The sequence below is a fragment of the Streptomyces sp. 3N207 genome (assembly GCF_052246355.1).
Taxonomy (GTDB): domain Bacteria; phylum Actinomycetota; class Actinomycetes; order Streptomycetales; family Streptomycetaceae; genus Streptomyces.
In genome coordinates, this window is record NZ_JBQQBV010000015.1 from 23,615 (window position 1) to 46,771 (window position 23,157).

At 71.4% G+C, this 23,157-nt stretch carries 22 protein-coding genes; 15 read left to right on the forward strand and 7 right to left on the reverse strand.

What is annotated here, in order from left to right; translation table 11 throughout:
* Nucleotides 1-101: 101 nt before the first annotated feature.
* Both ACTWP9_RS22890 and ACTWP9_RS22895 read right to left on the reverse strand, forming a co-directional pair.
* Nucleotides 102-371 (reverse strand): DUF3618 domain-containing protein, encoded by a 270-nt coding sequence (locus tag ACTWP9_RS22890; RefSeq protein WP_443248113.1) that lies wholly within the window; start codon nt 369-371, stop codon nt 102-104.
* Entirely contained in the window at nt 368-805 is a 438-nt protein-coding gene (locus ACTWP9_RS22895; RefSeq protein ID WP_443248114.1) for a phage holin family protein, read from the reverse strand. The genes ACTWP9_RS22890 and ACTWP9_RS22895 overlap by 4 nt, the downstream gene beginning before the upstream one ends.
* Before the next feature lie 212 nt (nt 806-1,017).
* Between ACTWP9_RS22895 and ACTWP9_RS22900 the strand changes: the two genes are divergently transcribed.
* Both ACTWP9_RS22900 and ACTWP9_RS22905 read left to right on the forward strand, forming a co-directional pair.
* Complete coding sequence (locus tag ACTWP9_RS22900) at nt 1,018-2,352, forward strand: S8 family peptidase (protein WP_443248115.1); 1,335 nt, start codon at nt 1,018-1,020, stop codon at nt 2,350-2,352.
* Entirely contained in the window at nt 2,349-2,597 is a 249-nt protein-coding gene (locus ACTWP9_RS22905) for a hypothetical protein (protein ID WP_443248116.1), read from the forward strand. The genes ACTWP9_RS22900 and ACTWP9_RS22905 overlap by 4 nt, the downstream gene beginning before the upstream one ends.
* A 13-nt stretch (nt 2,598-2,610) precedes the next feature.
* On the opposite strand, the gene ACTWP9_RS22910 is transcribed toward ACTWP9_RS22905, so the two are convergent.
* Nucleotides 2,611-3,954: an MDR family MFS transporter gene (locus ACTWP9_RS22910; protein ID WP_443248250.1), complete on the reverse strand. Its 1,344-nt coding sequence runs from the start codon at nt 3,952-3,954 to the stop codon at nt 2,611-2,613.
* 265 nt (nt 3,955-4,219) lie between these two features.
* Here ACTWP9_RS22910 and ACTWP9_RS22915 point away from each other — a divergent pair, with 265 nt between their 5' ends.
* On the forward strand, nt 4,220-5,719 hold the full coding sequence (locus ACTWP9_RS22915) for an oxidoreductase (RefSeq protein ID WP_443248251.1): 1,500 nt from the start codon (nt 4,220-4,222) through the stop codon (nt 5,717-5,719).
* A gap of 16 nt (nt 5,720-5,735) precedes the next feature.
* Here ACTWP9_RS22915 and ACTWP9_RS22920 read toward each other — a convergent pair whose 3' ends face one another.
* Nucleotides 5,736-6,725, reverse strand: coding sequence for an extracellular catalytic domain type 1 short-chain-length polyhydroxyalkanoate depolymerase (locus tag ACTWP9_RS22920; RefSeq protein ID WP_443248117.1), 990 nt, complete (start codon nt 6,723-6,725; stop codon nt 5,736-5,738).
* 243 nt (nt 6,726-6,968) lie between these two features.
* On the opposite strand from ACTWP9_RS22920, the gene ACTWP9_RS22925 reads away from it, so the two are divergent.
* Together ACTWP9_RS22925 and ACTWP9_RS22930 are read left to right on the forward strand one after the other, a co-directional pair.
* Nucleotides 6,969-7,823: a 3-hydroxybutyrate dehydrogenase gene (locus ACTWP9_RS22925; RefSeq protein WP_443248118.1), complete on the forward strand. Its 855-nt coding sequence runs from the start codon at nt 6,969-6,971 to the stop codon at nt 7,821-7,823.
* Nucleotides 7,824-7,833: 10 nt separating this feature from the next.
* Nucleotides 7,834-9,828: a helix-turn-helix domain-containing protein gene (locus ACTWP9_RS22930; protein ID WP_443248119.1), complete on the forward strand. Its 1,995-nt coding sequence runs from the start codon at nt 7,834-7,836 to the stop codon at nt 9,826-9,828.
* Here the strand turns inward: ACTWP9_RS22930 and ACTWP9_RS22935 are convergent.
* Nucleotides 9,790-11,220, reverse strand: a complete 1,431-nt coding sequence (locus ACTWP9_RS22935; protein WP_443248120.1) for an MFS transporter — start codon at nt 11,218-11,220, stop codon at nt 9,790-9,792. The genes ACTWP9_RS22930 and ACTWP9_RS22935 overlap by 39 nt on opposite strands.
* Nucleotides 11,221-11,346: 126 nt before the next feature.
* Here ACTWP9_RS22935 and ACTWP9_RS22940 point away from each other — a divergent pair, with 126 nt between their 5' ends.
* From ACTWP9_RS22940 to ACTWP9_RS22950, 3 genes are all read left to right on the forward strand, one after another.
* Nucleotides 11,347-12,105: a phosphoglyceromutase gene (locus ACTWP9_RS22940; protein WP_443248121.1), complete on the forward strand. Its 759-nt coding sequence runs from the start codon at nt 11,347-11,349 to the stop codon at nt 12,103-12,105.
* 170 nt (nt 12,106-12,275) lie between these two features.
* Nucleotides 12,276-12,635 carry a cupin domain-containing protein gene (locus ACTWP9_RS22945; RefSeq protein WP_443248122.1) on the forward strand — a complete coding sequence of 120 codons (360 nt, stop codon included), beginning with the start codon at nt 12,276-12,278 and terminating at the stop codon, nt 12,633-12,635.
* A gap of 266 nt (nt 12,636-12,901) precedes the next feature.
* Entirely contained in the window at nt 12,902-14,254 is a 1,353-nt protein-coding gene (locus tag ACTWP9_RS22950; RefSeq protein WP_443248123.1) for a sensor histidine kinase, read from the forward strand.
* Nucleotides 14,255-14,672: 418 nt separating this feature from the next.
* On the opposite strand, the gene phoU is transcribed toward ACTWP9_RS22950, so the two are convergent.
* Nucleotides 14,673-15,407 carry a phosphate signaling complex protein PhoU gene (phoU, locus tag ACTWP9_RS22955; protein WP_443248124.1) on the reverse strand — a complete coding sequence of 245 codons (735 nt, stop codon included), beginning with the start codon at nt 15,405-15,407 and terminating at the stop codon, nt 14,673-14,675.
* Nucleotides 15,408-15,630: 223 nt separating this feature from the next.
* On the opposite strand from phoU, the gene ACTWP9_RS22960 reads away from it, so the two are divergent.
* Nucleotides 15,631-16,932 (forward strand): sensor histidine kinase, encoded by a 1,302-nt coding sequence (locus ACTWP9_RS22960; protein ID WP_443248125.1) that lies wholly within the window; start codon nt 15,631-15,633, stop codon nt 16,930-16,932.
* Nucleotides 16,929-17,609 carry a response regulator transcription factor gene (locus tag ACTWP9_RS22965; RefSeq protein WP_326689525.1) on the forward strand — a complete coding sequence of 227 codons (681 nt, stop codon included), beginning with the start codon at nt 16,929-16,931 and terminating at the stop codon, nt 17,607-17,609. The genes ACTWP9_RS22960 and ACTWP9_RS22965 overlap by 4 nt, the downstream gene beginning before the upstream one ends.
* Before the next feature lie 159 nt (nt 17,610-17,768).
* Here the strand turns inward: ACTWP9_RS22965 and ACTWP9_RS22970 are convergent, their stop codons facing one another.
* A complete protein-coding gene (locus tag ACTWP9_RS22970; protein ID WP_443248126.1) occupies nt 17,769-18,473 on the reverse strand; it encodes a DUF461 domain-containing protein in 705 nt (234 codons plus the stop codon).
* Between the two features lie 579 nt (nt 18,474-19,052).
* Between ACTWP9_RS22970 and ACTWP9_RS22975 the strand changes: the two genes are divergently transcribed.
* The 5 genes from ACTWP9_RS22975 (at nt 19,053) to cysS (ending at nt 23,079) form a co-directional block, all read left to right on the forward strand.
* Nucleotides 19,053-19,535 (forward strand): CarD family transcriptional regulator, encoded by a 483-nt coding sequence (locus ACTWP9_RS22975; RefSeq protein WP_016472332.1) that lies wholly within the window; start codon nt 19,053-19,055, stop codon nt 19,533-19,535.
* A gap of 299 nt (nt 19,536-19,834) precedes the next feature.
* A complete protein-coding gene (gene ispD, locus ACTWP9_RS22980; protein ID WP_443248127.1) occupies nt 19,835-20,614 on the forward strand; it encodes a 2-C-methyl-D-erythritol 4-phosphate cytidylyltransferase in 780 nt (259 codons plus the stop codon).
* Entirely contained in the window at nt 20,604-21,113 is a 510-nt protein-coding gene (gene ispF, locus ACTWP9_RS22985) for a 2-C-methyl-D-erythritol 2,4-cyclodiphosphate synthase (protein WP_443248128.1), read from the forward strand. Before ispD ends, ispF begins: the two co-directional genes overlap by 11 nt.
* Nucleotides 21,114-21,191: 78 nt before the next feature.
* Entirely contained in the window at nt 21,192-21,599 is a 408-nt protein-coding gene (locus ACTWP9_RS22990; RefSeq protein ID WP_443248129.1) for a PPOX class F420-dependent oxidoreductase, read from the forward strand.
* A 79-nt stretch (nt 21,600-21,678) separates the two neighbouring features.
* The gene (cysS, locus tag ACTWP9_RS22995; protein ID WP_443248130.1) at nt 21,679-23,079 is read left to right on the forward strand and encodes a cysteine--tRNA ligase; all 1,401 of its coding nucleotides are present in this window, start codon (nt 21,679-21,681) and stop codon (nt 23,077-23,079) included.
* Nucleotides 23,080-23,157 lie beyond the last annotated feature (78 nt).

Genomic DNA, 23,157 nt, shown 5'->3' on the forward strand with positions numbered 1-23,157 from the left:
GCGGGGAACTGCGCGCCCAGCCACGACATTCCCGCAGTCCGCAGACATCGGACAGGGGCACCCCCTGATCGGAAGGTGCCGAAAGGGAGGGGGCACGCATTTCACCGGCGCCGCCGCCTGCTGCCGCGCCGGACGAGGAAGACGAGGGCGATCAGGGCGGCCACGCCCGCGGCGACAGGCACGGACGGGTTCTCCCGCGTCCGCTCCGCCGCCTGCCGCGCCTTGGCCCGGCCCTGCGACTTGATATCGGCGCGGGCCGCCAGCGCCTCGACGGTCTCGCCGAGCTCCCGGCGCGTCTCCTCCACCTGCGCCCGCAACTCCTCCGGGCTCGGTGCGGGCCCATGGCCGTTGGTCTTGGTGCTGTCCGTCATCGGTGCGACCTCTCCTTCACCTCGGCCACGTCGGCTTTCACGCTCTGTACGGTCCGTTCGGGCGTCGGCGGACCGGCCTTGCTGAGCTGGCTCTTGCCGGCAAGGGCCAGCACGCCCGCGACCACCGCCAGCAGACCGGTCACCACCAGGGCCGCCAGCCACAGCGGCAGCACGATGTCGAGGGCCACGATGACCGTGGCGGCCAGCGCCTGCAGGGCGATGAAGCCCATCACTCCCGCTCCGCCGAACATGCCGCCGCCGATGCCGAAGCGCTTGCCCTTCTGCTGCATCTCCATCTGCGCCAGCCGCATCTCCTGCCGCGCGAGCTGGGAGATCTGCCCCGACGCCTGCTGCACCAGGTGGCCCACCGACTCGTCGGTGGCTGCCTTCCTGCGTATGTCCGTGCGGGGCGGGGCCTCATGTGTCGTGGTCATGGCCGACTCCGTTCGACTCTGTACGTCGGTCTGGTGTTGGGTCACCCAGCCCCCGGCGGTACCCCCGCCCTCCCCGCCTATGCGCACCGCTCCGCGAATGCTCTGCCTCCGAGATCGCACCGTGTTGCGGGCTTCAGAGCCCGGTGCCACGGTGAGAGGGGAGGCAATGTCGGCCGGTCCAAGGGGGGAAGCTCACAGAAAGCGGGTAATCAATGGCGAACGGACCTATGGACGGGCGCGCCTTCGGCGAGCAGCCTGGTCGGCCCAACGGCCACGTCACGGGCCAGGGATCGGACTACACCGGTCGATACGTGGTCCTGCTCGAGCCGGGTGACCAGGAGAGCGGGCTGAACGCACTGCGTTCTTCGGCCGATATCGCGTCCGTCGAGCGCGTCCGGGGAACCGAGACGGCGAACGTTGCCGAACTCCTTGAACGCCCCGATGTCTCGGTGCTCTTCGAGGAACTCGGGGCCGCCGTCGTCGAGGTGCGGCCCGAGCAGCGCCAGGCGCTGGTGGCCACGGCCGAGGCGGAGCCCTCGATCATCGCGGCTGAGCCGGAGCGCAGGGTCCACGCCTTGCCGATCACCGCCCCGCAGCAGGCGCCGACCGAGTTCTACCCGGCGTACCGCAGCGACGAGGACGTGGTCGCCCACCACACCATGGCCGAAATGGCCGCTGCCCAGGGCCCGTCCTTCGACGAGCGGTCATGGACCTGGGGGCTGCAGGCGATCCGGAGCAACCGGTCCAGCCTGACCGGCCGTGATGTGAAGATCGCCGTGATCGACACCGGTGTGGACACCCGCCACCCGGATCTGGCCGGGCGCATCGAGGCGGCGGCCTCCTTCGTGCCCGGCGAGACCGCCGAGGACGGCCACGGCCACGGCACGCACTGCATCGGCACCGCTGCCGGCCCGGCCGAGCCCCAGCAGGGACCCCGCTACGGCGTGGCCTGCGAGGCCAGGATCCTTGCGGCAAAGGCGCTCGACAACGCGGGTGACGGCAGCGACGGCTCCATCCTGGCGGCCATGGCATGGGCCGTCGCCCACGGTGCGCGGGTGATCTCCATGTCGCTCGGTGCCCGGGTCCGGCGGGGCGAGCTCTTCCCGCAGACGTACGAGAAGCTGGCCCAGCGTGCTCTCCGGCGCGGCACGGTGATCATCGCTGCCGCGGGCAACGACAGCCGTCGGCCCCCGCGCATCGAGCCCGTCAACCGACCCGCCAACTGCCCCTCCATCCTTGCGGTGGGCGCGCTCGACAAGGCACTCACGCCGTCGTTCTTCTCCAACGGCGCCATCAACGGCCAGGGCGGCGAGGTCGATATCGCCGCGCCGGGCAGGGACATCCGCTCGGCTGCTCCGGGTGGCGGGTACGAGTCCCTGAGCGGTACCAGCATGGCCACACCGCACGTCGCCGGAGTCCTCGCACTGCTGGCCCAGGCGAACCCCCAGGCGTCCGCGGCCGATCTCAAGGCCAGTCTGCTGACCGGTGCCTTCCCGCTGGCGCTGCCCGCCACGGACGTGGGCGCCGGCCTGCTCCAGGCGCCGTGAGCGAGTCGTCCGGGTCCGCGCCGGTCGGGGTCATCCTCGCGGTCGACCCCGACCGGTTCGCGGACGTGGTCGGGGCCTTGCGCCGGGCCGGACTGACGGTCACGGGGGAGCAGCCGGCCCTCGGTACGCTCTCCGGCTCCGTCGCGGAGGACCGGATACCCGCGCTGGAGGCGGTCGACGGCGTCGAATCCGTCGACCGGGAGCGCACCGTCCGGCTCCCGCCGCCCGACTCCCCGATCCAGTGAGTCCGCGCTGCCGTCACGGCGAGCGCACCGGCCGCTCACGGTCGCGACTCGGGGAGGACGGCGCCGCCGAGTGCGGTGGGTCGCTCTCCTCGCTCTCCTCCCTCTCCCCCTTGCCCTCCTGCTTGCCCTCCTGTTGGTCGTCCGCCCGCATGCTGCGGAGCAGCAACGCGTAGCCCAGCGCTGCGACGGTGCCCACCACAGCGCTGGCGGACCAGAGGGCGGCGGCGCCGAAGTGGTCGATGACGGTGCCGCCCAGCAGGGGGGCGCCGAGGGCTGCGGCGGACCAGGAGAGGGTGTACATGCCCTGGTAGCGGCCCCGGCCGTGGAGGGGGGAGAGGCGGACGACCAGGCCCATCTGGGTGGGGGAGTTGATCATCTCCCCCAGTGTCCACACCACCACGGCGAGCGCGTAGAAGGCCGCCGAGCCGCCGGCGAACGCGTTCAACCCGAACCCGTACCCCGTCAGCAGCGCCGAGACGATCAGCAGCTTGGCGGGATCGCGGTGCTCTATGAAGCGGGTGAGGGGGAGCTGGAGCAGCACGATCAGTACGCCGTTGACGGCGATGACGGTGCCGAAGTCGGTGCTGGACAGGCCCTGTTGGCCCATAGCGATGGGCAGCGAGACGAACGCCTGCTGGATGAGCGCTGCCAGCAGCAGGTTGAGCGCGACGACCACCATGAAGCGGGTGTCCCGCAGCACCGTCCACATGGAGATGTCGCTCTCGCGGCCGGCGTGGGGTCCCCGTTCCGGCACCGCGGTCTGCGGTCTGGACTCCGACAGCTTCCAGAAGGTGATCAGCGCCGTGGCCAGCACCATCGCCGCTTCGCCGAAGAAGAGCAGATGGTAGCTGTACTGCGCGATGAGCCCCGCGCCGGCGGAGGAGATGGCGAAACCGAGGTTGATCGCCCAGTAGTTGAGCGAGAAGGCCCGCACCCGGTCCTCGGGGCTGACGATGTCGGCCATCATCGCCTGCACGGCGGGCCGCGAGGCGTTGGTGGCCATACCGACGAGGCCCGCGACGGCCGCGATCGCCACCGGGTGGGTGACCAGGCTGAGCGAGGCGACGGACACCGCGGTCGACAGCTGGGCGACCAGCAGGGTCGGCCGCCGTCCGATGCGGTCGGTCAGTACCCCGGCGCCGATCGACGAGACGACCCCGCCCAGGCCGTAGAGAGCGCCGACGAGACCCGCGTACGAGGCCGAATAGCCGCGCTCGACCGTCAGATACAGCGCGAGGAACGTCGCCACGAAGGCGCCCAGCCGGTTGACGAGAGTCCCGATCCACAGCCACCAGAACTGCCGGGGCAGCCCACCGACGCTCTCGGCCACGGCCTGTCCGAGCCTGCCGAACGACACTTTCCCGCCCACGACCGCTCCCCCTTGGAAACCCGCACACCCGTGAGGGCGTAAGTGGCTTACCGGTGGCGTGCACGTTACTCGCGGCGCTCCTGAGGCCGCCAGCGAATTGACGGCCTCCGTCAATCGACCGCTCGGGGGCGTCGGTTGGGGCCCTTCTGGGAAACTGCCGTCCCAGTGGGACGGGTGGGGGACGGAGGGCATCAGGGTGGCCGAGCGTGACACATGGGAACCGCCGGACGATCTGACACCGGCGGAGTGGGGGATGTGGCAGGCGTACCGGAACGGCAGCGCGTACGACCTGCGTACGGGGAATCCCCGGGAGGACGCAGTGCGCAGCGACCTCCGCTGGGGACCCGAACGCACCGTACGGGCCCGGACAGTGGCGCTGCTGCTGCTCGACGGCCCGCCTGCGCTGCCGGGCAGGGCACCGGCGCTGAAGCTGGCGGGCTGTGTGATCGAGGGGCCGCTCGACCTGTCCAACTCGGAGATCACCGTGCCCGTCGAACTGAGGCAATGCCGCTTGGAGCAACCGGTGCGGCTCATCGACTGTCGGGCGAGCACGGTGATCCTGCACCAATGCTGGGCGCAGCGGCTGGAGGCGACGCGGCTGACGGTCGAGGGCGATCTGCGGCTGACCGACAGCGAACTGTCCCAGGGCCTGGTACTGGCGCAGGCCAACATCGGCACGGACCTCACCATGGAGGGCCTGCGGCTGGGCGGTTCCAGGAGAGGTAAGTCGCTGGACGCCGACGGGCTGAACGTCGCCCAGGACGTGAACGCCGACCTGCTGGAGACCGCGGGCGAGCTGTCCCTGCGGGGTGCACGAGTGGGCGGCACCATCAGCTTGCACGGCGCCCGGCTGAGCAATCCCCACGGCAGGTCGGCGCTCACCGCGTCCCGGCTCACCGTCGAGGAGAACCTCATGCTCGCTCCCGGCCCACTGCCTTCGGGGTCCGATTCCCGGATGGCCCGCATGCAAGCCGCCGCCGTCCAGGGAGGCATCAACCTGGACAGCTCGACCATCGGTGGTGCGCTGGTCCTGGAGGGCGTAAGGCTGGAGCTGACACACGACCAAGAGCTCTCGCTGCGCGGCATCCAGGCCACGGAGCTGACGTTCACTCCCGAGTGCCCGGAACGCGGTCGTGTGGACCTCCAGGACACCGTGGTGAGCCGGCTGATCGACCGGGCCGCCAGCTGGCCGGGCGACGGCCGTCTGCGACTACGCGGCTTCACCTATGAGTACCTGATCCCGAAAGGCCCCTTCCCTCTGGACCAGCGGCTGGCCTGGGTGCACGCGGCAACCCCGGAGTTCAGCCCCGAGCCGTACGACCGCCTCGCCGCCTGCCTCCAGACAGGCGGCGAGGACGCCGACGCACACACTGTTCTTCTCACCAAGCTCCGGCGCCGCCGGGATACCCTCCCGCTGCCGCTTCGGGTGTGGGACTACATCCAGGACCTCGCACTGGGCTACGGCTACCGGCCCGGCCGCGCCGCCCTGTGGCTGGTCCTGCTGCTGACGGGCGGGTCGGTGTGGTTCGCCGAGAACCCGCCCCCGGCCCTCAAACCCGACGAGGCGCCGCACTGGGAGCCGTTCATCTACACCCTCGATCTGCTGCTCCCGGTGCTCGACCTGGGCCAGGAGGCGGCCTGGCGGACCACAGGCCCCTCCCAGTGGATAGCCCTGACCCTCGTCATCCTCGGCTGGCTGCTCGCCACGATCGTCACGGCCGGAGCGGCAGCCGTCATCCTGCGCCGGAACTGAGGGCGGGAGCTGAGGCTCAGTTGCTCAGGCCCCAGTCCCGGGTCAGATACGACGTCGAGCAGACGGTGTCCAGGAAGTGCGCGCCCGCCTTCCCGCACCCCTCGCCCGGCTTGACGGGCGTGCCGTGGTTCATGCCGTCCACCAGATAGCTGCGCACTGCGACCTGGCCGTCGCCGTCCTGGTAGTCGGACTGTGTGGTGCCGCCGGGGAGTTGGTGGGTGGCGTCGGCGTTCTGGTCGGCGCCCAGGGCGTTGGTCCACTGTTTGACGGACTCGTTGGCATTGCGGGGAGCGACGGTGGTGTCGGCCGTGCCGTGCCAGACCGAGGCGCGGGGCCGCTTGCCGGTGTATTCGGGGTGCGCGGCGCGGACCAGGTCGCCCCACTGTTCCGGGGTCTTGCTGACGCCGGGGTTCATGCAGTTGTACGCCTCGACCACCGAGTCCGCGCAACCGTGCGGCAGCCCCGCGATGACGCCGCCGCCCGCGAAGGTGTCGGGGTAGGCGGCGAGCAGCGCGGAGGTCATTCCGCCGCCGGCCGACAGCCCGGTGACGTACACCCGGGAGGGGTCCGCGTCCAGGTCCCGTACGGTGCGGTCCACCATCTGCCGGACGGACAGCGCCTCGCCGCTGCCCCGCCCGGTGTCGCCGGACTGGAACCAGTTGAAGCACCGGTTGGCGTTGTTGGCCGTCTCCTGCTGCGGCGCGACGACGGAGAAACCGTGCTTGTCGGCGGCCTGCTGCCAGCCCGCGCCGTCGAAGTACGTCACCGCGTTCTGGGTGCAGCCGTGCAGGACGACGACCACGGGGCGCTTGGCGCCGAGCCCGTCAGGGGTGTAGCGGTACATGGACAGGGCGCCGGGGTTGGAGCCGAAGTCGGTGACCTGTTCGAGGGCGGCGGTTGTCCGCGGCTGCCCGTCTGCCGATGCCGAGGACGTACCGGCGACGCCCAGCGCGGAGAGGGTGAGGGCGGCCAGCAGCGCTGCCGCGGTGCGCACGGAGGTTCGCATGAGGGGTTCCTTCCGTGGTGCTGGTGTGGGGGATACGGGCACAGAGCCCGGACAGCCGCAACGTAGAACGCGGGCCGCGACGGGCGAACGTGCCGGTCCGCCAGCCGTCCCGGCGTGCCGCTGTGGGGCAGCCACATTGCCGACGCCGGACCGCACCGGATGTGTCCCCGGCACATATGAGCCGGGGAAAGTGCGGACAGCCACCACATCCGGGCGTCCGCGGAGCGGCCCTAGGCTGCGGCCATGACGCCTCAGTCGCCTCGGCCCGCATCCCCCGGCTCCGGGCCCGCCGGGTCCCGTTCCGTCGATCTGGACCTCACCGGCCGTACGGCCCTGGTCACCGGCGCGGCCAGCGGTATCGGGCGGGCCTGCGCAGTGCGGCTCGCCGCGGCGGGCGCCCGGCTCCGCGCGGTCGACCTGGACCCGGAGGGGCTCAAGTCGCTCGCGGCGGAGGTGACTGCGGAGGCGGCCCGGGGCCCCGCGGGGGAGGAAGCCGTCGAGATCCACCCCCTCGATCTGACGGCCCCCGCGGGGCTGGACGCGGCCGAGCGAGCTGCGGACGGCGTCGATGTGCTGGTCAACGCGGCCGGCACCCAGCTCGTACGCCCCATCGAGGAATTCCCGCCCGAAGCGTTCCGCCGGATGCTCGCCCTCATGCTGGAGGCACCCTTCCGTACCACCCGGGGCGCGCTCCGCCATATGTACGCGCAGGGGTGGGGCCGGATCGTGCACATCTCCTCCGTGCACGGGCTGCGGGCCTCCGCGTACAAGTCGGCGTATGTGGCGGCCAAGCACGGGCTGGAGGGGCTGTCCAAGACGACGGCGCTGGAGGCGGCGGCGCACGGGGTGACCGCCAACTGCGTCAACCCGGCCTATGTGCGGACACCGCTGGTGGAGCGGCAGATCGCGGACCAGGCCGAGGCGCACGGCATTGCGGCCGAGCGGGTCGTCTCCGAGATCATGCTGGCGGATTCGGCGGTCAAGCGGCTGCTGGAGCCGTACGAGGTCGCCGAGGCGGTCGCCTATCTGTGCACTCCCGCTGCCGCTTTCCTCACGGGATCCGCTCTGCCTCTCGACGGCGCGTGGACCGCTCACTGACCCTGTGGCCATGCAACGCCCCACCGACAACAGTCCTGAATCACCCGACCGCGACGCCGAAGCCGCCTGCCTCGGCTACCTCGAACTGCTGAGCCGCGGCGCCCCCGCCGAGGCGTACGACGACCCGGCGGCGCACACCACAGCACCGCACGCCCCGTCCGACACCGTCCCCGCCGCCGAGCGCGGCAGGCAGCTGGCCCTGCGTATCCGTGCCGAGCTGGAGGGCAGGCGGCGCCGGGAGGCCGAGCTGACGGCGCTGTTCGAGACGGTGCACGACCTTGCGGGCCTGCGCGACCTGGACGATGTGCTGCAGGCGATCGTGCAGCGGGCCCGCCGCCTGCTGGGCACCGAGGCCGCCTATATGACGCTCAACGACCCCGAGCGCGGCGACACCTATATGCGGGTCACCGAGGGCTCCGTCTCGGCCCGTTTCCAGCAGCTGCGGCTCGGTATGGGGGAGGGGCTGGGCGGGCTCGTGGCGCAGACCGCGCGCCCCTACGCGACCCAGAACTACCCGCGCGATGCCCGCTTCGAGCACACCGACTCCATCGACGGGGCCGTCGGTGAGGAAGGGCTGATCGCCATTCTCGGGGTGCCGCTGCTGCTCGGCGGGCGGGAGGTCATAGGCGTGCTGTACGCGGCCGATCGCCGGGAGCGTGTCTTCGGGCCCGAGCAGATCGCCCTGCTGCGCTCGTTCGCCGCGCACGCCGCCGTCGCTCTCGACAACACCCGGCTGCTGACCGAGACGACCCAGGCGCTGGCCGGGCTGCGCGCGGTCAACGAGACCATCCGCCGCGCCTCCGACGTCCACGACCGGCTGACCGAGCTGGTGCTGCGCGGTGGCGGCGTGGACGAGGTGACGCGGGTACTGGCGGAAGTGCTGGGCGGGCGCGTGGAGTTCAGCGAGCGTGTCGAGCTCGGCGGTTCGGGCGAGTACGGCCGGCGGGCAGACGCGGCGTGGACGTCGGCCGTCGAACGTTCCCGCCGCGACGGACACGCCGTACGCGAGGGCGACACCTGGGTGGCGGCCGTCACGGCGGGCGGCGAACTGCTGGGCGCTCTGCTGCTGCACGAGTACGCGGAGCTCGCCCCCGTCGACCAGCGCACTCTGGAGCGCGCCGCGATGGTGACCTCGCTGCTGCAACTCGCCCGCCGCTCGGCAGGCGAGGCCGAAGCGCGGGTACGGGGCGAGCTGCTGGACGAGCTGCTGGACGCCGCACACCGCGAGCCCCATCTGCTGCGCGACCGTGCAGCGCGGGTCGACGCGGACCTGGACGTACCGCACACCGTGCTGGCCGCCCGCCTCGACGCCTCCCGGGAGGCGGTCTCCGCGCCCGACGAGGCGGACCGGCAGCGCCTCTGGTCGGCGGCCACCCATCTCGCCGCGACCCGGCACGGCCTGGCCGCCACCCGGGACGGCGGCCCGGTGCTGCTGCTGCCCCTCGAAGGGGCGCCCGTGCCACCTCTCGAAGGGGCGCACGGCGGCGAAGGGGTCGTCTCCCGTACGGCACGGCAGGTTGCCGCCGAGCTGGGCCGCGCCGTCGGCGGGCCCGTCACCGTCGGCGCCTCCGCGCCCGTACCGTCCCCGGCAGCCCACCCCGGCTCCGTCGCCGCCGCCTACCCGGAGGCCCGCCGCTGTCTGGAGGCGCTCAGCCTGCTCGGCCGCCGCGGTGCGGGCGCGGCGGCCGAGGACCTGGGCTTTCTCGGGCTGCTGCTGACACAGACCCGGGACGTCGGGGGCTTCGTACGCCGCACCCTCGGTCCCGCACTCGACTACGACGAGCGGCGCGGCACCGAGCTGGTGGCCACCCTGGACGCGTACTTCGCCAGCGGCATGAGCCCCGTACGGGCCAAGGACGTGCTGCACGTCCACGTCAACACCGTCGCCCAGCGGCTGGAGCGGGTGGGCCGGCTGCTGGGCGACGACTGGCAGGCACCGCACCGCGCGCTGGAGATCCAGCTCGCGCTACGGCTCCACCGGCTGACGGGAGCCCTCGGCGGCTGAGGGCGCCGCGTCGACGGGAGCGGCGCCCGGTGTGGTGGGCTCACCCACCGTCGCCAGGTCCCGCTGACGGGTCTCGCTCGCACAGGCCAGCGCGACGACGGTGAGCAGCGCGGCAGCGATCACATACACCGACACCAGCGCCGACCCGTCGTACTCGGCCAGCAGCGCCGTCGCGATCATCGGCGCGGGTGCACCGGCCGCCACCGAGGAGAACTGCGCCCCGATCGAGGCCCCCGAGTACCGCATACGGGTGGCGAACAGCTCGGAGAAGAACGCCGCCTGCGGCGCGTACATCGCACCGTGCAGCACCAGCCCGACCGTCACCGCCAGCACGATCAGGCCGAAGCTCCCGGTGTCCAGCAGCGCGAAGAACGGGAAGATCCACCCGCCGACGCCGACCGCTCCGAGGAGGTAGACGGGACGCCGCCCCAGCCGGTCGGAGAGTGCGCCCCAGGCCGGGATGACGGCGAAGTGCACGGCGGAGGCGATCAGCACCGCGTTCAGCCCGGTCTGCTGGGACATGCCGAGGTGGTCGGTGAGGTACACCAGCAGGAACGCCGTCAGTACGTAGAAGCTGATGTTCTCCGCCATCCGGGCACCCATCGCCACCAGCACGTCACGCCAGTGGTGCCGCAGTACGGCGAGCAGCGGCAGCTCCTCCACCGCGCTCCCCCCGCCCTTGCGGGCCTCCGCACGGGCACGGGCCTCCTTGAAGACCGGCGACTCGTCCACCGCCAGCCGCACCCACAGACCGACCAGCACCAGCACTCCGGAGAGCAGGAACGGCACCCGCCAGCCCCAGCTCTCGAACGCGCCGTCGGACAGCAGCGCGGTCAGCGCCGCCAGCACCCCGGTCGCCAGCAACTGGCCCGCGGGCGCCCCGGTCTGCGGCCACGAGGCCCAGAAGCCGCGCCGCCGCGGATCCCCGTGCTCGGAGACCAGCAGCACCGCGCCGCCCCACTCGCCGCCCAGCGCGAAGCCCTGCACCAGCCGCAGCGCCGTCAGCAGGACGGGAGCGAACGCGCCCACCGTCGCATGGGTGGGCAGCAGCCCGATGGCGAACGTGGCGCCGCCCATCAGCAGCAAGCTGATCACCAGCAGCTTCTTGCGGCCGATGCGGTCTCCGTAGTGGCCGAAGACCAGCGCCCCGATGGGGCGGGCCGCGAAGCCGACGGCGTAGGTGAGGAACGCCAGCAGGGTGCCGACCAGCGGATCGGAGTCCGGGAAGAACAGCTTGTTGAAGACGAGCGCGGCGGCCGAGCCGTAGAGGAAGAAGTCGTACCACTCGATGGTGGTGCCGATGAGGCTCGCGGCGACGATCCGGCGCAGCGACCGGGGACCGACGGCAGGCGCGCGCTCTGTCGACTCTGGGGACGAAGAAGGGGTGACCATGACGCCGCACGCTAGGGAAACCCGCCCCCGCCCCCCATGTGGTGGTGCCCCACACTTCACCGCCCGGCTGTGCGGCGGGACCCCACCTTGGTCGGGGCCCACAGCGGGGCGGCTAGGCTCTCGGGTATGGCCGACGCACCGTACAAGCTGATCCTGCTCCGCCATGGCGAGAGCGAGTGGAACGCCAAGAATCTGTTCACCGGGTGGGTGGACGTCAACCTCACCGCGAAGGGCGAGAAGGAGGCGGTCCGCGGCGGCGAGCTGCTCAAGGACGCCGGCCTGCTCCCCGACGTGCTGCACACCTCCGTACAGAAGCGCGCCATCCGCACCGCGCAGCTGGCGCTGGAGGCCGCGGACCGCCTGTGGGTCCCCGTACGCCGCTCCTGGCGGCTGAACGAGCGCCACTACGGGGCGCTCCAGGGCAAGGACAAGGCGCAGATCCGCGACGAGTTCGGCGAGGAGCAGTTCATGCTCTGGCGCCGCTCCTACGACACCCCGCCGCCGGTCCTGGAGGACGGCGCCGAGTTCTCGCAGAGCGACGACCCGCGCTACGCGGGTGTCCCCAGCGAGCTGCGGCCCCGCACCGAGTGCCTCAAGGACGTCGTCGAGCGGATGCTGCCGTACTGGTTCGACGGCATCATCCCGGACCTGATGGCCGGCCACACCGTCCTGGTCGCCGCGCACGGCAACTCGCTGCGCGGCCTGGTCAAGCACCTGGACGGCATCTCCGACGAGGACATCTCCGGCCTCAACATCCCCACCGGCATCCCGCTGGTCTACGAACTGGACGCCGACTTCCACCCGGTCAAGAAGGGCGGCACCTACCTCGACCCGGACGCCGCCAAGGCCGCCATCGAAGCCGTCAAGAACCAGGGCAAGAAGTAGCCCACGCCCGTCCCCGAGCAGCCCCCTGCCCGCGGTTCCGCCGCCGGGTAGGGGGCTACGCGCTGCGGAGCCGAGGCGCCGGCGCTCCCCTCCGCCCCGGATGCGATCACCTGGTGCCCGCCGGACGATGGCGGGGACGCACGGTCGACAAGGACGAGGGAGCGTGTCCGATGGCGGGAATCGTTCGCAAGAGCTTCGACTCACCCGAGGAAGTCCGGCCCTTCGAAGGGGGCACGGGACAGCTCGAGGTCGTCGATCTGGACGGGGAACTGGGCAGAGCCACGTTCCAGCCGGGCTGGCAGTGGTCCAAGCACGTCAAGCCGATCGCCCAGACCGAGAGTTGCCAGTCGGCCCACGCGGGTTATGTCATCTCGGGCCGGATGAAGATCGTCATGGACGACGGCGAGGAGGCCGAGGTCGGCCCCGGTGACATCCTCGACGTCCCACCCGGCCATGACGCCTGGGTCCTCGGCCAGGAACCCTGCGTCATGATCGACTGGCGAGGCTTCGCAGGCTACGCCAAACGCTGAAGCGCGGCCGGTTACCGAGGGTGATTTCGGCGAGGGAGAGGACATCCTCCTCATCGAGATACGTCGGGATGGGGCGCTCCGGTTACTTGGTGGCCAGGCGCTTGTTCAGGCCGACGGAGATCCGAGCCGTACGCAGGGCGGCGGCACGCACCTTCCGCCGACGTAGCTCGCTGAGAACGGAGCAATGGTGGCTCGGGCGGCGTTGAGCGGGGGAGGCGGCGAAGCGGTCTGGAGGCGGTGTCCGTGGTGCCGCATACGCTCGGAGCATGACCATTCATCCCACCTCCGCGTTGGCCCGGCGGTTGCTGCCCGGGGAGCTGACCGCCGGGGGGCCGCCGCGCCCTGGGCGGGTGCGGCGGAGCGCGCGGGACTGGGGCGTGGACGTACTGCTCTTCCTGTGGGCCGTGCTGTGCTGGGCGGCGCTGTTCGAGCAGGCCGAGGCGAAGCCGTATCTGCCCGGGTGGCTGGTGGCCCTCGACCCGCCGCTGGGGGCGCTCGCCTGTGTCTCGCTGTGGCTGCGGCGCCGCTGGCCGCTGGGGGTGGCGCTGGTTGCGGTGCCGGCCGCGGCGCTGACGGACACCGTCGTGGGCGCGCTCGCCGTCATCATCTTCAACCTGGCACTGCGCATCCCGCCGCGTACGGCCGCGCTGGTGCTGCTGCTGCATCTGGCGGCCACGCTCCCGTATGTGCTGTTCTACGGGGTGCCGCACGACGAGCGCTGGACGGTTGCCGCGTTCGTGCTCATCTTCTACCTGCTCTTCTTCACCTGGGGCAGTGCGACCCGGGCCCGACGGCAACTGGTCCTCAAGCTGCGGGAGGACGCGGTGCGCGCCCAGGCGGACCACGAGCGGCGGCTGGCTGACGTACGGCGGGCCGAGCGGCGGGCGATCGCCCGGGAGATGCACGACGTGCTGGCACACCGCGTCTCGCTGCTGTCCGTGCACGCGGGCGCGCTCGCCTACCGTACGCAGCGCACGGCGGAGGGCGAGGGCGCAGCACTGGACGACTCGGAGATCGCCGAGAGCGCCACCGTCATCCGCGACAGCGCGCACCAGGCGCTGGAGGAGCTGCGCGATGTGCTGCACGTGCTGCGCGAGGACGAGAAGGAGGAAGCGGCTCCCCTCGGGGCGCCCGGGTTGCCGGGTGCGCCGGACGGCGCACGACCGCAGCCGGACCTCTCCCGGCTGGGGGAGCTGGTCGACGAGGCGCGGGCCGCGGGCCAGACCGTACGTTTCGACCAGGACCTGCCCGAGCGGGCCGACGGCGAGGGCGGCTATCCGCTCCGCCCCCAGCTGCAGCGCACCGCCTACCGCGCGGTGCAGGAGGGGCTCACCAACGCGCGCAAGCACGCCCCCGGCCGGCCGGTGGAGGTGCGGGTTGCGGGTGCCGTGGGAGGCGAGCTGACGGTACGGGTCAGCAATCCGCTGCCGGAGGGGCGTGAACCGGCGGGGCCGGCCGGTGCGGCGATCCCCGGCGCCGGTGCCGGGCTGACCGGGCTGCGGGAGCGGCTGGAGATCGAGGGCGGCACCCTTGCCTACGGTCCCCGGGACGGGAACTTCACGCTGGACGTCCGGCTGCCGTGGCCCACTCCGGAGTCCGGGTACGACGCGGGGCCCTGACCCGTCGAACCGGTCAGGGCCCCGCGCCGTGCTTCGGCGGGGCTACGCGGGGTCAGCCGCAGGAGCCTCCGCAACTACAGGGACCGCCGGACTGGCAGCCGCATCCGCAGCCGGGACCGCATCCGCAGGCCCCGACAAGGGGCAGATGCCGCGCTTCCGGGGGTGCGGTCGGCGGCTGCTCGGCCGTGGTCCGGGGCGATCGGGGGGAGTCAGCCATCGTGCCCTCCTCGGCAGGGACAGTCATGGACAGGCATGACACAGCCCTATTGCACGCCGGACTGGCATGGGCGCATCAAGGGCGCGCGGTTGCACACCCCAGCTGCGTCCCTACGTCCCCTTCGGCCCTTGGGTCCTGCGGATCCTGTTCGGCCCCTGGCCCCTGCGGCCCCTGCGGCCCCAAGCCACGGTCCCCCGGGCCTCAGCCCTCGGCGGAGGCGCCCTCCGAACCGGACGCAGCCTCGCCCCCGGAGGGGTTCGCCCCGGTCGCGGCGGCCAGCGCGGGGTCGATCTCGTCTGCGTAGTCGCCGGTCACCAGGTAGACGACCCGGCGGGCCACCGACACCGCGTGGTCGGCGAACCGCTCGTAGTAGCGGCCCAGCAGCGTGACGTCCACGGCGGTCTCGATGCCGTGGTGCCAGCGGTCGTCCATCAGGTGCTGGAAGAGGGTGCGGTGCAGCAGGTCCATGGCGTCGTCGTCCTGCTCCAGCTGCATCGCCAGGTCGACGTCCTTGGTGATGATGACCTCGGCCGCCTTCGCCATCAGCCGCTGTGCCAGCTGCCCCATCTCCAGCAGCGTCGCCTGGAGGTCCTGGGGGACGGCCGACTCGGGAAAGCGCAGCCGGGCGACCTTCGCCACATGCTGCGCCAGGTCGCCCGAGCGCTCCAGGTCGGCGCTCATCCTCAGCGAGGTGACGACGATCCGCAGATCGGTGGCGACCGGCTGTTGCCGGGCCAGCAGCTGTATCGCCCTTGTCTCCAGATCGCGCTGGAGATCGTCGACCTTCTCGTCGGCGGCGATGACGCTTTCGGCGAGCTTCAGGTCCGCGTCCAGCATCGCCGTGGTGGCGCGCCCGATCGCGGAGCCGACGAGCCTTGCCATCTCGACCAGGCTGTCCCCGATCGAGTCCAGCTCCTCGTGGTACGCGTCCCGCATGGCTGTCCTTCCCTCGCACGAATGTTCTCGTGGGGCGCTCGCCCCGGCCGTTCTCATGGGGCCGCTCGGGCCCCTACGTTCTCAACGATGCGCCCGAAATGCGACCGGTTCGGCCCCCCACGGTGAACCGAAGGAGCCCTGAGGGTTAACACTGGGCGACAGCTCTTTCGGTCGGCCCCCTCAGGACTGGGGCACTGTCGTAAGAGGCGCATAACCTGGCTGTATGGACGTTAATGCGGCGGTCGCCGCGGCAGCTGCGATCGCCGGTGTGTGTACCGGCGTGATCGCGATGCTGGCGTTCCGGTGGAGCGAGCGGGAGCAGGCCCGCCCCACCCGCACCTCCCTGCACACCGAGCCGGGGCTGCCCCCCGGCGTCGACACCGTCCTGTCGGTGCTCCGCTCCTCAGCCGTGGTGCTGGACGAGAGCGATGCCGTCGTCAAGGCCAGCTCCGCCGCCTACGCGCTGGGTCTGGTGCGCGGCGGCAAGCTCGCGGTGGAGCCTATGCTCCAGATGGCCAGGGACACCAGGCGCGACGGCGAGATACGCCAGGTCGAGTTGGACCTGCCCCGACGCGGCACGGGACGGGGTGATGCCCTCGCGGTCTCCGCGCGGGTGGCTCCGCTCGGCTCCCGGCTGGTGCTCCTGCTGGTGGAGGACCTGACGGAGGCCCGCAGGATCGAGGCGGTGCGGCGCGACTTCGTCGCCAACGTCAGCCATGAACTCAAGACCCCCGTCGGCGCCCTCTCCCTCCTCTCGGAGGCGGTACTGGACGCGTCCGACGATCCGGAGGCGGTGGAGCGCTTCGCCGGGCGGATGCAGAACGAGGCCACCCGGCTCACCAACCTCGTCCAGGAACTGATCGACCTCTCCCGGGTGCAGAACGACGACCCGCTGGAGGACTCGGAGTCGGTCCGGGTGGACGAACTGGTCACCGAGGCCATAGAACGCAGTCGGCATAGCGCCGACAGCAAGCAGATCACCCTCCTCGCAGGGGGCACCGAAGGGCTGCACGTATGGGGCAACCGCGGTCAGCTGGCCGCGGCCCTCGGCAACCTCGTGGAGAACGCCGTCAACTACTCACCCGCACGCACGCGTGTCAAGATCGCGGGACGCTGCACCCAGGCCCCCGGCGGTGACCTGATAGAGATCTCCGTCACCGACCAGGGCATCGGTATCTCCGACCGCGACAAGGAGCGCATCTTCGAGCGGTTCTACCGCGTCGATCCGGCCAGGTCCCGGGCCACCGGTGGCACCGGGCTCGGCTTGTCCATCGTCAAACACGTGGCCGCCTCGCACGGCGGGGAGGTCACCGTATGGAGCGCCGAGGGACAGGGCTCCACCTTCACCCTGCGGCTGCCCGAGGCGGGCAGCGCACGGGAGCAGGCGGCGCTCGACAAGGCCGACCGGCTCGGCCGGAACCGCCTGTCCGGCGCACTGCAGGAACCGGCCGCCTTCGACGAGGAGGAGCGGCCGTATGTCGACCAGGCTGATGAACAACTTTCCGCCCCGGAGGTCCTCCCGTGACCCGAGTGCTTGTCGTCGAGGACGAGGAATCGTTCAGCGACGCACTGTCGTACATGCTCCGTAAGGAAGGCTTCGAGGTCGCCGTCGCGGCCACGGGTCCCGACGGGCTCGACGAGTTCGAACGCAACGGCGCCGATCTGGTGCTGCTCGACCTGATGCTGCCGGGGCTGCCCGGCACGGAGGTGTGCCGCCAGCTGCGCGGCCGCTCCAACGTCCCGGTGATCATGGTGACGGCCAAGGACAGCGAGATCGACAAGGTCGTCGGCCTGGAGATAGGCGCCGACGACTATGTCACCAAGCCGTTCTCCTCCCGCGAGCTGGTCGCCCGCGTCCGCGCGGTGCTGCGCCGCCGCGGCGAGCCGGAGGAGGTCGTGCCCGCGGCCCTGGAGGCGGGACCGGTCCGGATGGACGTGGACCGGCATGTGGTCACCGTGGGCGGTGGCAAGGTCGATCTGCCGCTCAAGGAGTTCGACCTGCTGGAGATGCTGCTGCGCAATGCGGGCCGGGTGCTGACCCGGATGCAGCTGATCGACCGGGTCTGGGGCGCCGACTACGTGGGCGACACCAAGACCCTCGACGTCCACGTCAAGCGGCTCCGCGCCAAGATCGAGCCCGACCCCGGCGCCCCCCGCTACCTGGTGACGGTCCGCGGCCTCGGCTACAAGTTCGAGCCGTAAACCGCGCCCCGCAGGGGCGCGGGGCGCTGACATGTGCGGCTCCGCCGCGCGGGCGCGATCAACCACAACCGCGCCCGCACCCGGGCACTGCACACCAGCCCCTACGGCGAGAGGCCGCACCCCGCGCGGGATGCGGCCTCTCGCCGTACGTGTACGGGCTCAGTGGCCGGCGTGCTCGCCCTGCTGCTCCTCGGCGCCGGACGTGGCCGACGAGGACGGGCTGGCAGAGCGCTCACCAGGCTCGGCGGAGCCGCCCGGCTTCGCGGACTCACTCGCACCGGCCGACTCACCCGGCTCGGCGGACCCACTCGGCTTGCCCGACCCGGAGGGTCCCTGCTCCGGCGTCCGGGGGGACGGCGACGAGCTCGGGCCGACCGTCTCGTACGCGTCCTCCGCCGGCACCACCGTCGCCCGCAGCTTGACGGGACCGGTGCGGCTGAGGTCGAAGGTGAGCGGCTGTGCGTTGCCGTCCTTGACGCCGGCCTTCTCCGCGTCGGTGAGCAGCGCGGACGCCTTGCCCTTGCCGCCCAGCGCCAGCGAGCCGCCGGCCGGCACGACGAGCCTCTTCTTGCCCTTGGCGGGGCTCAGTTCGGCACGGGTGCCCTTGATGTAGATGCCCTTGAGGGTCTGGTCCTTCTCACCGTCGTTGAAGATCCGCGCCGTGACGGTCGCCTCGCCCGACCCCTTGGTGTCGGTGACGAGGTTGGCGTTCTGGATCTTGATGACCCCGACGTGCGTCGCCGCGTTGTCGGGCTTGACCTCCAGCGTCTGCGCGTCGTTCCCCGCGCCGCAGGCGGTCAGCGAAACGGCGGCGAGCGCGAGGGTGGTGGCGGCGAGGGTGCCGCGACGAAGGCTGCTGCTCACGGCGGCGGCAACTCCTAGGCGAGCTATGGCGGCGGGCACGCTCCTCAAGCGCGTGCCGGTCGCGTACGGATGGGCTTTCGCGTGCGGGCTCAGGTTACCGACAGCCTGTGGAGGCCCCGCACCCGACCCTCCGGCCCGGACTTCCGGCGGCGCGCTGCACCCTGCGCGGTACTTCGCGTCGTACGCCGTCGAATAGCGAGGGCCGATGTGCGGGTGACCTCCGTACGGGCGATTCCACGGGAATGCGAGAGGATGATGAAGAATTGATCAACAGGCTCTTACAGGGCCATTGATCAATTCTTGGGAAAGCCGGAAGGCGCGGCGAAGATGCCACTCCCTACAGTCGGACAAATCGGTCACCGCGGACGTGTCGCGAGCCTCTTCCGGGGGCCGGCCGGGCCTGTTTCCGCGGGTGCGCAGAACCGCTCTCACCTGCGAATACCCGCTTGCATTGACCGGTCGATGCACGATAGAGGGTCGCTTGTCAAGCCCCGAGATATGCCCTGACCTGCGAAAACGCCATTCAGAAGACGTCGTTCCCGTGTTACCCTGGATAGCCACGGAAGGGGTACCTGACACATGACGTTCAAGGTTGGCGACACCGTGGTCTATCCCCATCACGGGGCCGCGCTGATCGAGGCTATCGAAACTCGCCAGATCAAAGGCGTGGACAAGACCTACTTGGTTCTGAAGGTCGCGCAGGGCGATTTGACCGTTCGCGTACCGGCGGACAATGCGGAGTTCGTAGGCGTGCGCGACGTCGTTGGTTCGGACGGGCTGGACAGGGTCTTCGAGGTGCTCCGCGCGCCGTATGCCGAGGAGCCGACCAACTGGTCCCGCCGCTACAAGGCAAACCTCGAAAAGCTTGCGTCCGGCGACGTGATCAAGGTCGCCGAGGTGGTGCGTGACCTGTGGCGCCGTGAGCGTGAGCGCGGTCTGTCCGCCGGTGAGAAGCGGATGCTGGCCAAGGCCCGTCAGATCCTGGTGAGCGAGCTGGCTCTGGCGGAGAACACGAACGAGGACAAGGCCGAGGCGCTGCTCGACGAGGTTCTCGCTTCCTGACACTCGATATGCCCCACGATGCCGCGGTGCCCGGATGACATCAGTCGTCACCGGGCGCTGCGGCATGTTGTGACACATTCGGTGTGGGCATGCTGCAACACGGTCAAGCATGGTGCGCGCATATACGACTGCGCATCCGGCTGAGGAGCCGGCGTGCCGGGCCCGGGCAGCCGGCTCGACCGATGTTCACGGAAGGGCTCGGTCGAGCGGTCGCGCCCGGCACTCCCCAACCCGTGGCCGGGGGTACCCCCAGGCCATACCCACCCCGGCTGAGGACACAAACCCTGAACGCGCTACCGATGTCAATCGATTCCACAGACTTTGCCCCTTCCGGGGACCCCCGGCCCTCCACTGATGCCGGCCCTCGCACCGCTGTCATCATCCCGGCCGCCGGCAAGGGCGTTCGGCTCGGCCCGGGGGCGCCCAAGGCGCTGCGCGAGCTGGGCGGTACACCGATGCTCGTCCACGCCGTACGGGCGACCGCGCGGGCGCGCGCCGTCGAGCTGGTCGTCGTGGTCGCACCGCCCGACGGCACACCCGCCGTCCGCACCCTGCTGGACGGGCACGGGCTGCCCGAGGTCGCCGTCGTACCCGGCGGCGACACCCGCCAGGACTCCGTACGCCTGGGCCTGGCGGCGCTGCCCGACACCGTCGAGACCGTGCTGGTGCACGACGCGGCCCGGCCGCTCGTCCCGGACGAGACGGTGGACGCCGTCGCGCGGGCCGTCCACGAAGGTGCGCCCGCCGTGGTGCCCGCGCTGCCCGTCACGGACACCGTCAAGCAGGTGGAGCCCCGCACCGGCGGCGCGCCCGAGCCGGTCACCGGCACCCCGGACCGGGGCCGGCTGCGCGCCGTGCAGACCCCGCAGGGCTTCGCCCGCAAGGTGCTCGCCGAGGCGCACTCCCGGCTGGTGGCTGAGGGCGACGGCGCCACGGACGACGCGGGGATGGTCGAGCGGCTCGGCGTCGAGGTGGTCGTCGTCCCCGGACACGAGGAGGCGTTCAAGGTGACCCGCCCCCTCGACCTCGTGCTCGCGGAGGCCGTGCTGGCCAGGAGGAGGAGGCGCGATGCGTACTGAGGACGCTGCCGGAGCCGCCCTGCCCCTGCCCCTGGTCGGCATCGGCACGGATGTGCACGCGTTCGAGGAGGGGCGCGAGCTGTGGTGCGGCGGGCTCCTGTGGGAGGGCGAGCCGTACGGACTCGCCGGGCACTCCGACGGTGACGTGGCGGCGCACGCGGCATGCGATGCGCTCTTCTCCGCCGCCGGGATCGGTGACCTCGGTGCCCACTTCGGTACGGACCGTCCCGAGTGGTCCGGCGCCTCCGGCGTCGCGCTGCTCACGGAGGCGGCGCGCATCGTACGCGCGGCGGGGTATGAGATCGGCAATGTGGCCGTCCAGGTCATCGGCGTCCGCCCCAAGATCGGCAAACGGCGTGCGGAGGCCATGAAGGCGCTGTCCGATGCCGCGGGCGCCCCCGTCTCCCTCTCCGGCACCACCACCGACGGCCTTGGCCTGACCGGCCGTGGCGAGGGCCTGGCGGCCGTCGCGACCGCGCTGGTCCTGCGACGCGCGTAAGGCTCCGCGGCTGACGGTGCGTGAGATACGGTCCCAGGAGCCCAGACCTCCGCAGCGAGAGAATAGGGAGCCGTTTCCGTGGCCCAGCAGGTGCTCTCCGACCAACTCAAGAAGGTCCTCGACAGCAAGGTCTTCATCGCCGTCGCCACCATCCAGCCCGACGGCAGCCCGCAGGTGTCGCCGGTGTGGGTGAAGCGCGACGGCGAGGACCTGCTGATCTCCACCACCATCGACCGCCGCAAGACGAAGAACCTCCGGCGCGACCCCCGCGTGACGATCCTGGTGCAGCCAGCCGAGGAGCCGTACACCTACGCCGAGCTGCGCGGCACCGCGAGCGTCACCCCCGAGGGCGGCCAGGAGCTCATCGAGGAGCTGGCGCACAAGTACGTCGGGAAGAGCTACGCCGAGTTCAACCCCGCCGCGGGCGAGGACGCCGAACGCGTCGTCGTACGCGTCACCGTCAACAGGGTCATCGGCCGGCTCTGAGCCGCCCGGCCCCGGGCCCCGCCGCCCTCTCTTCCGGGAGGCGCACAGCGGGGCCCGCCGGGCTACTACCCTTGACCCCGTGACTCTTCGCCTGTACGACACCAGCGCCCGGCAGATCCGCGATTTCAGCCCGCTCGAACCCGGCTGTGTCTCGATCTACCTGTGCGGTGCCACCGTGCAGGCGCCCCCGCACATCGGGCACATCCGCTCCGGGCTGAACTTCGACATCATGCGCCGCTGGTTCAGCTACCGCGGCTACGACGTGACGTTCGTCCGCAACGTCACCGACATCGACGACAAGATCATCGTCAAGTCCGCCGAGCAGGGCCGCCCCTGGTGGTCGATCGGCTACGAGAACGAGCGTGCCTTCAACGCCGCCTACGATGCGCTCGGTTGCCTGCCGCCCACCAACGAACCGCGTGCCACCGGCCACATCCCCGAGATGGTCGAGATGATGCGGGTGCTGATCGAGCGCGGCCACGCCTACGCCGCCGACGGCAACGTCTACTTCGACGTCCGCTCCTTCGGCGACTACCTCTCCCTCTCCAACCAGGAGCTCGACAACCTCCTCCAGCCCGCGGGCGAGGGCGAGACCGGCAAGCGGGACCCCCGCGACTTCGCGATGTGGAAGGCCGCCAAGCCCGGCGAGCCCTACTGGGAGACCCCCTTCGGCCCTGGCCGCCCCGGCTGGCACCTGGAGTGCTCCGCGATGGCGCACAAGTACCTCGGCCGCGCCTTCGACATCCATGGCGGCGGTGTCGACCTGGTCTTCCCGCACCACGAGAACGAGATCGCCCAGTCCCGCGCCTTCGGTGACGACTTCGCCCGCTACTGGGCGCACAACGCCTGGGTCACCATGAGCGGCGAGAAGATGAGCAAGTCGCTGGGCAACTCGGTGCTCGTCAGCGAGATGGTCAAGCAGTGGCGCCCCCTCGTGCTGCGCTACTACCTGGGCGGCCCGCACTACCGCTCCACCATCGAGTACAGCACCGAGTCGCTGCGCGAGGCGGAGTCCGCGTTCGGCCGGATCGAGGGCTTCCTCCAGCGCGGCACCGAGCTCGCGGGCCAGGCGGCGCCCGCGGAGCGCGTTCCGGACGCGTTCGCCGAGGCCATGGACGACGACTTCTCGGTGCCGCAGGCGCTGGCCGTCGTCCACACGACCGTGCGGCAGGGGAACGCCGCGCTGGGCGAGGGCGACAAGGCCGCTGTCGCGACCGCGATCACCGAGGTCCGCGCCATGCTCGGCGTCCTGGGCATGGATCCGCTGGACGCCACCTGGTCCGGTGGCGCCTCCGGCAGCGGCGCTGACCTGCACTCGGTGGTGGACTCGCTGGTCGGGCTGGTGCTGGAGCAGCGGCAGGCAGCCCGGGCGCGCAAGGACTACGCGACGGCGGACGCCATCCGCGACGAGCTCAAGCGCGCCGGCCTGACGATCGAGGACACCCCCTCCGGCCCCCGCTGGGAGCTCAGCGGGGAGTGAGGGTCTCTTCGGTACCGGTACCGTTGTAAAGCCGTACGTACATCCGAGCGCGCGTACTCGACGCGCAAGCCGCCAAGA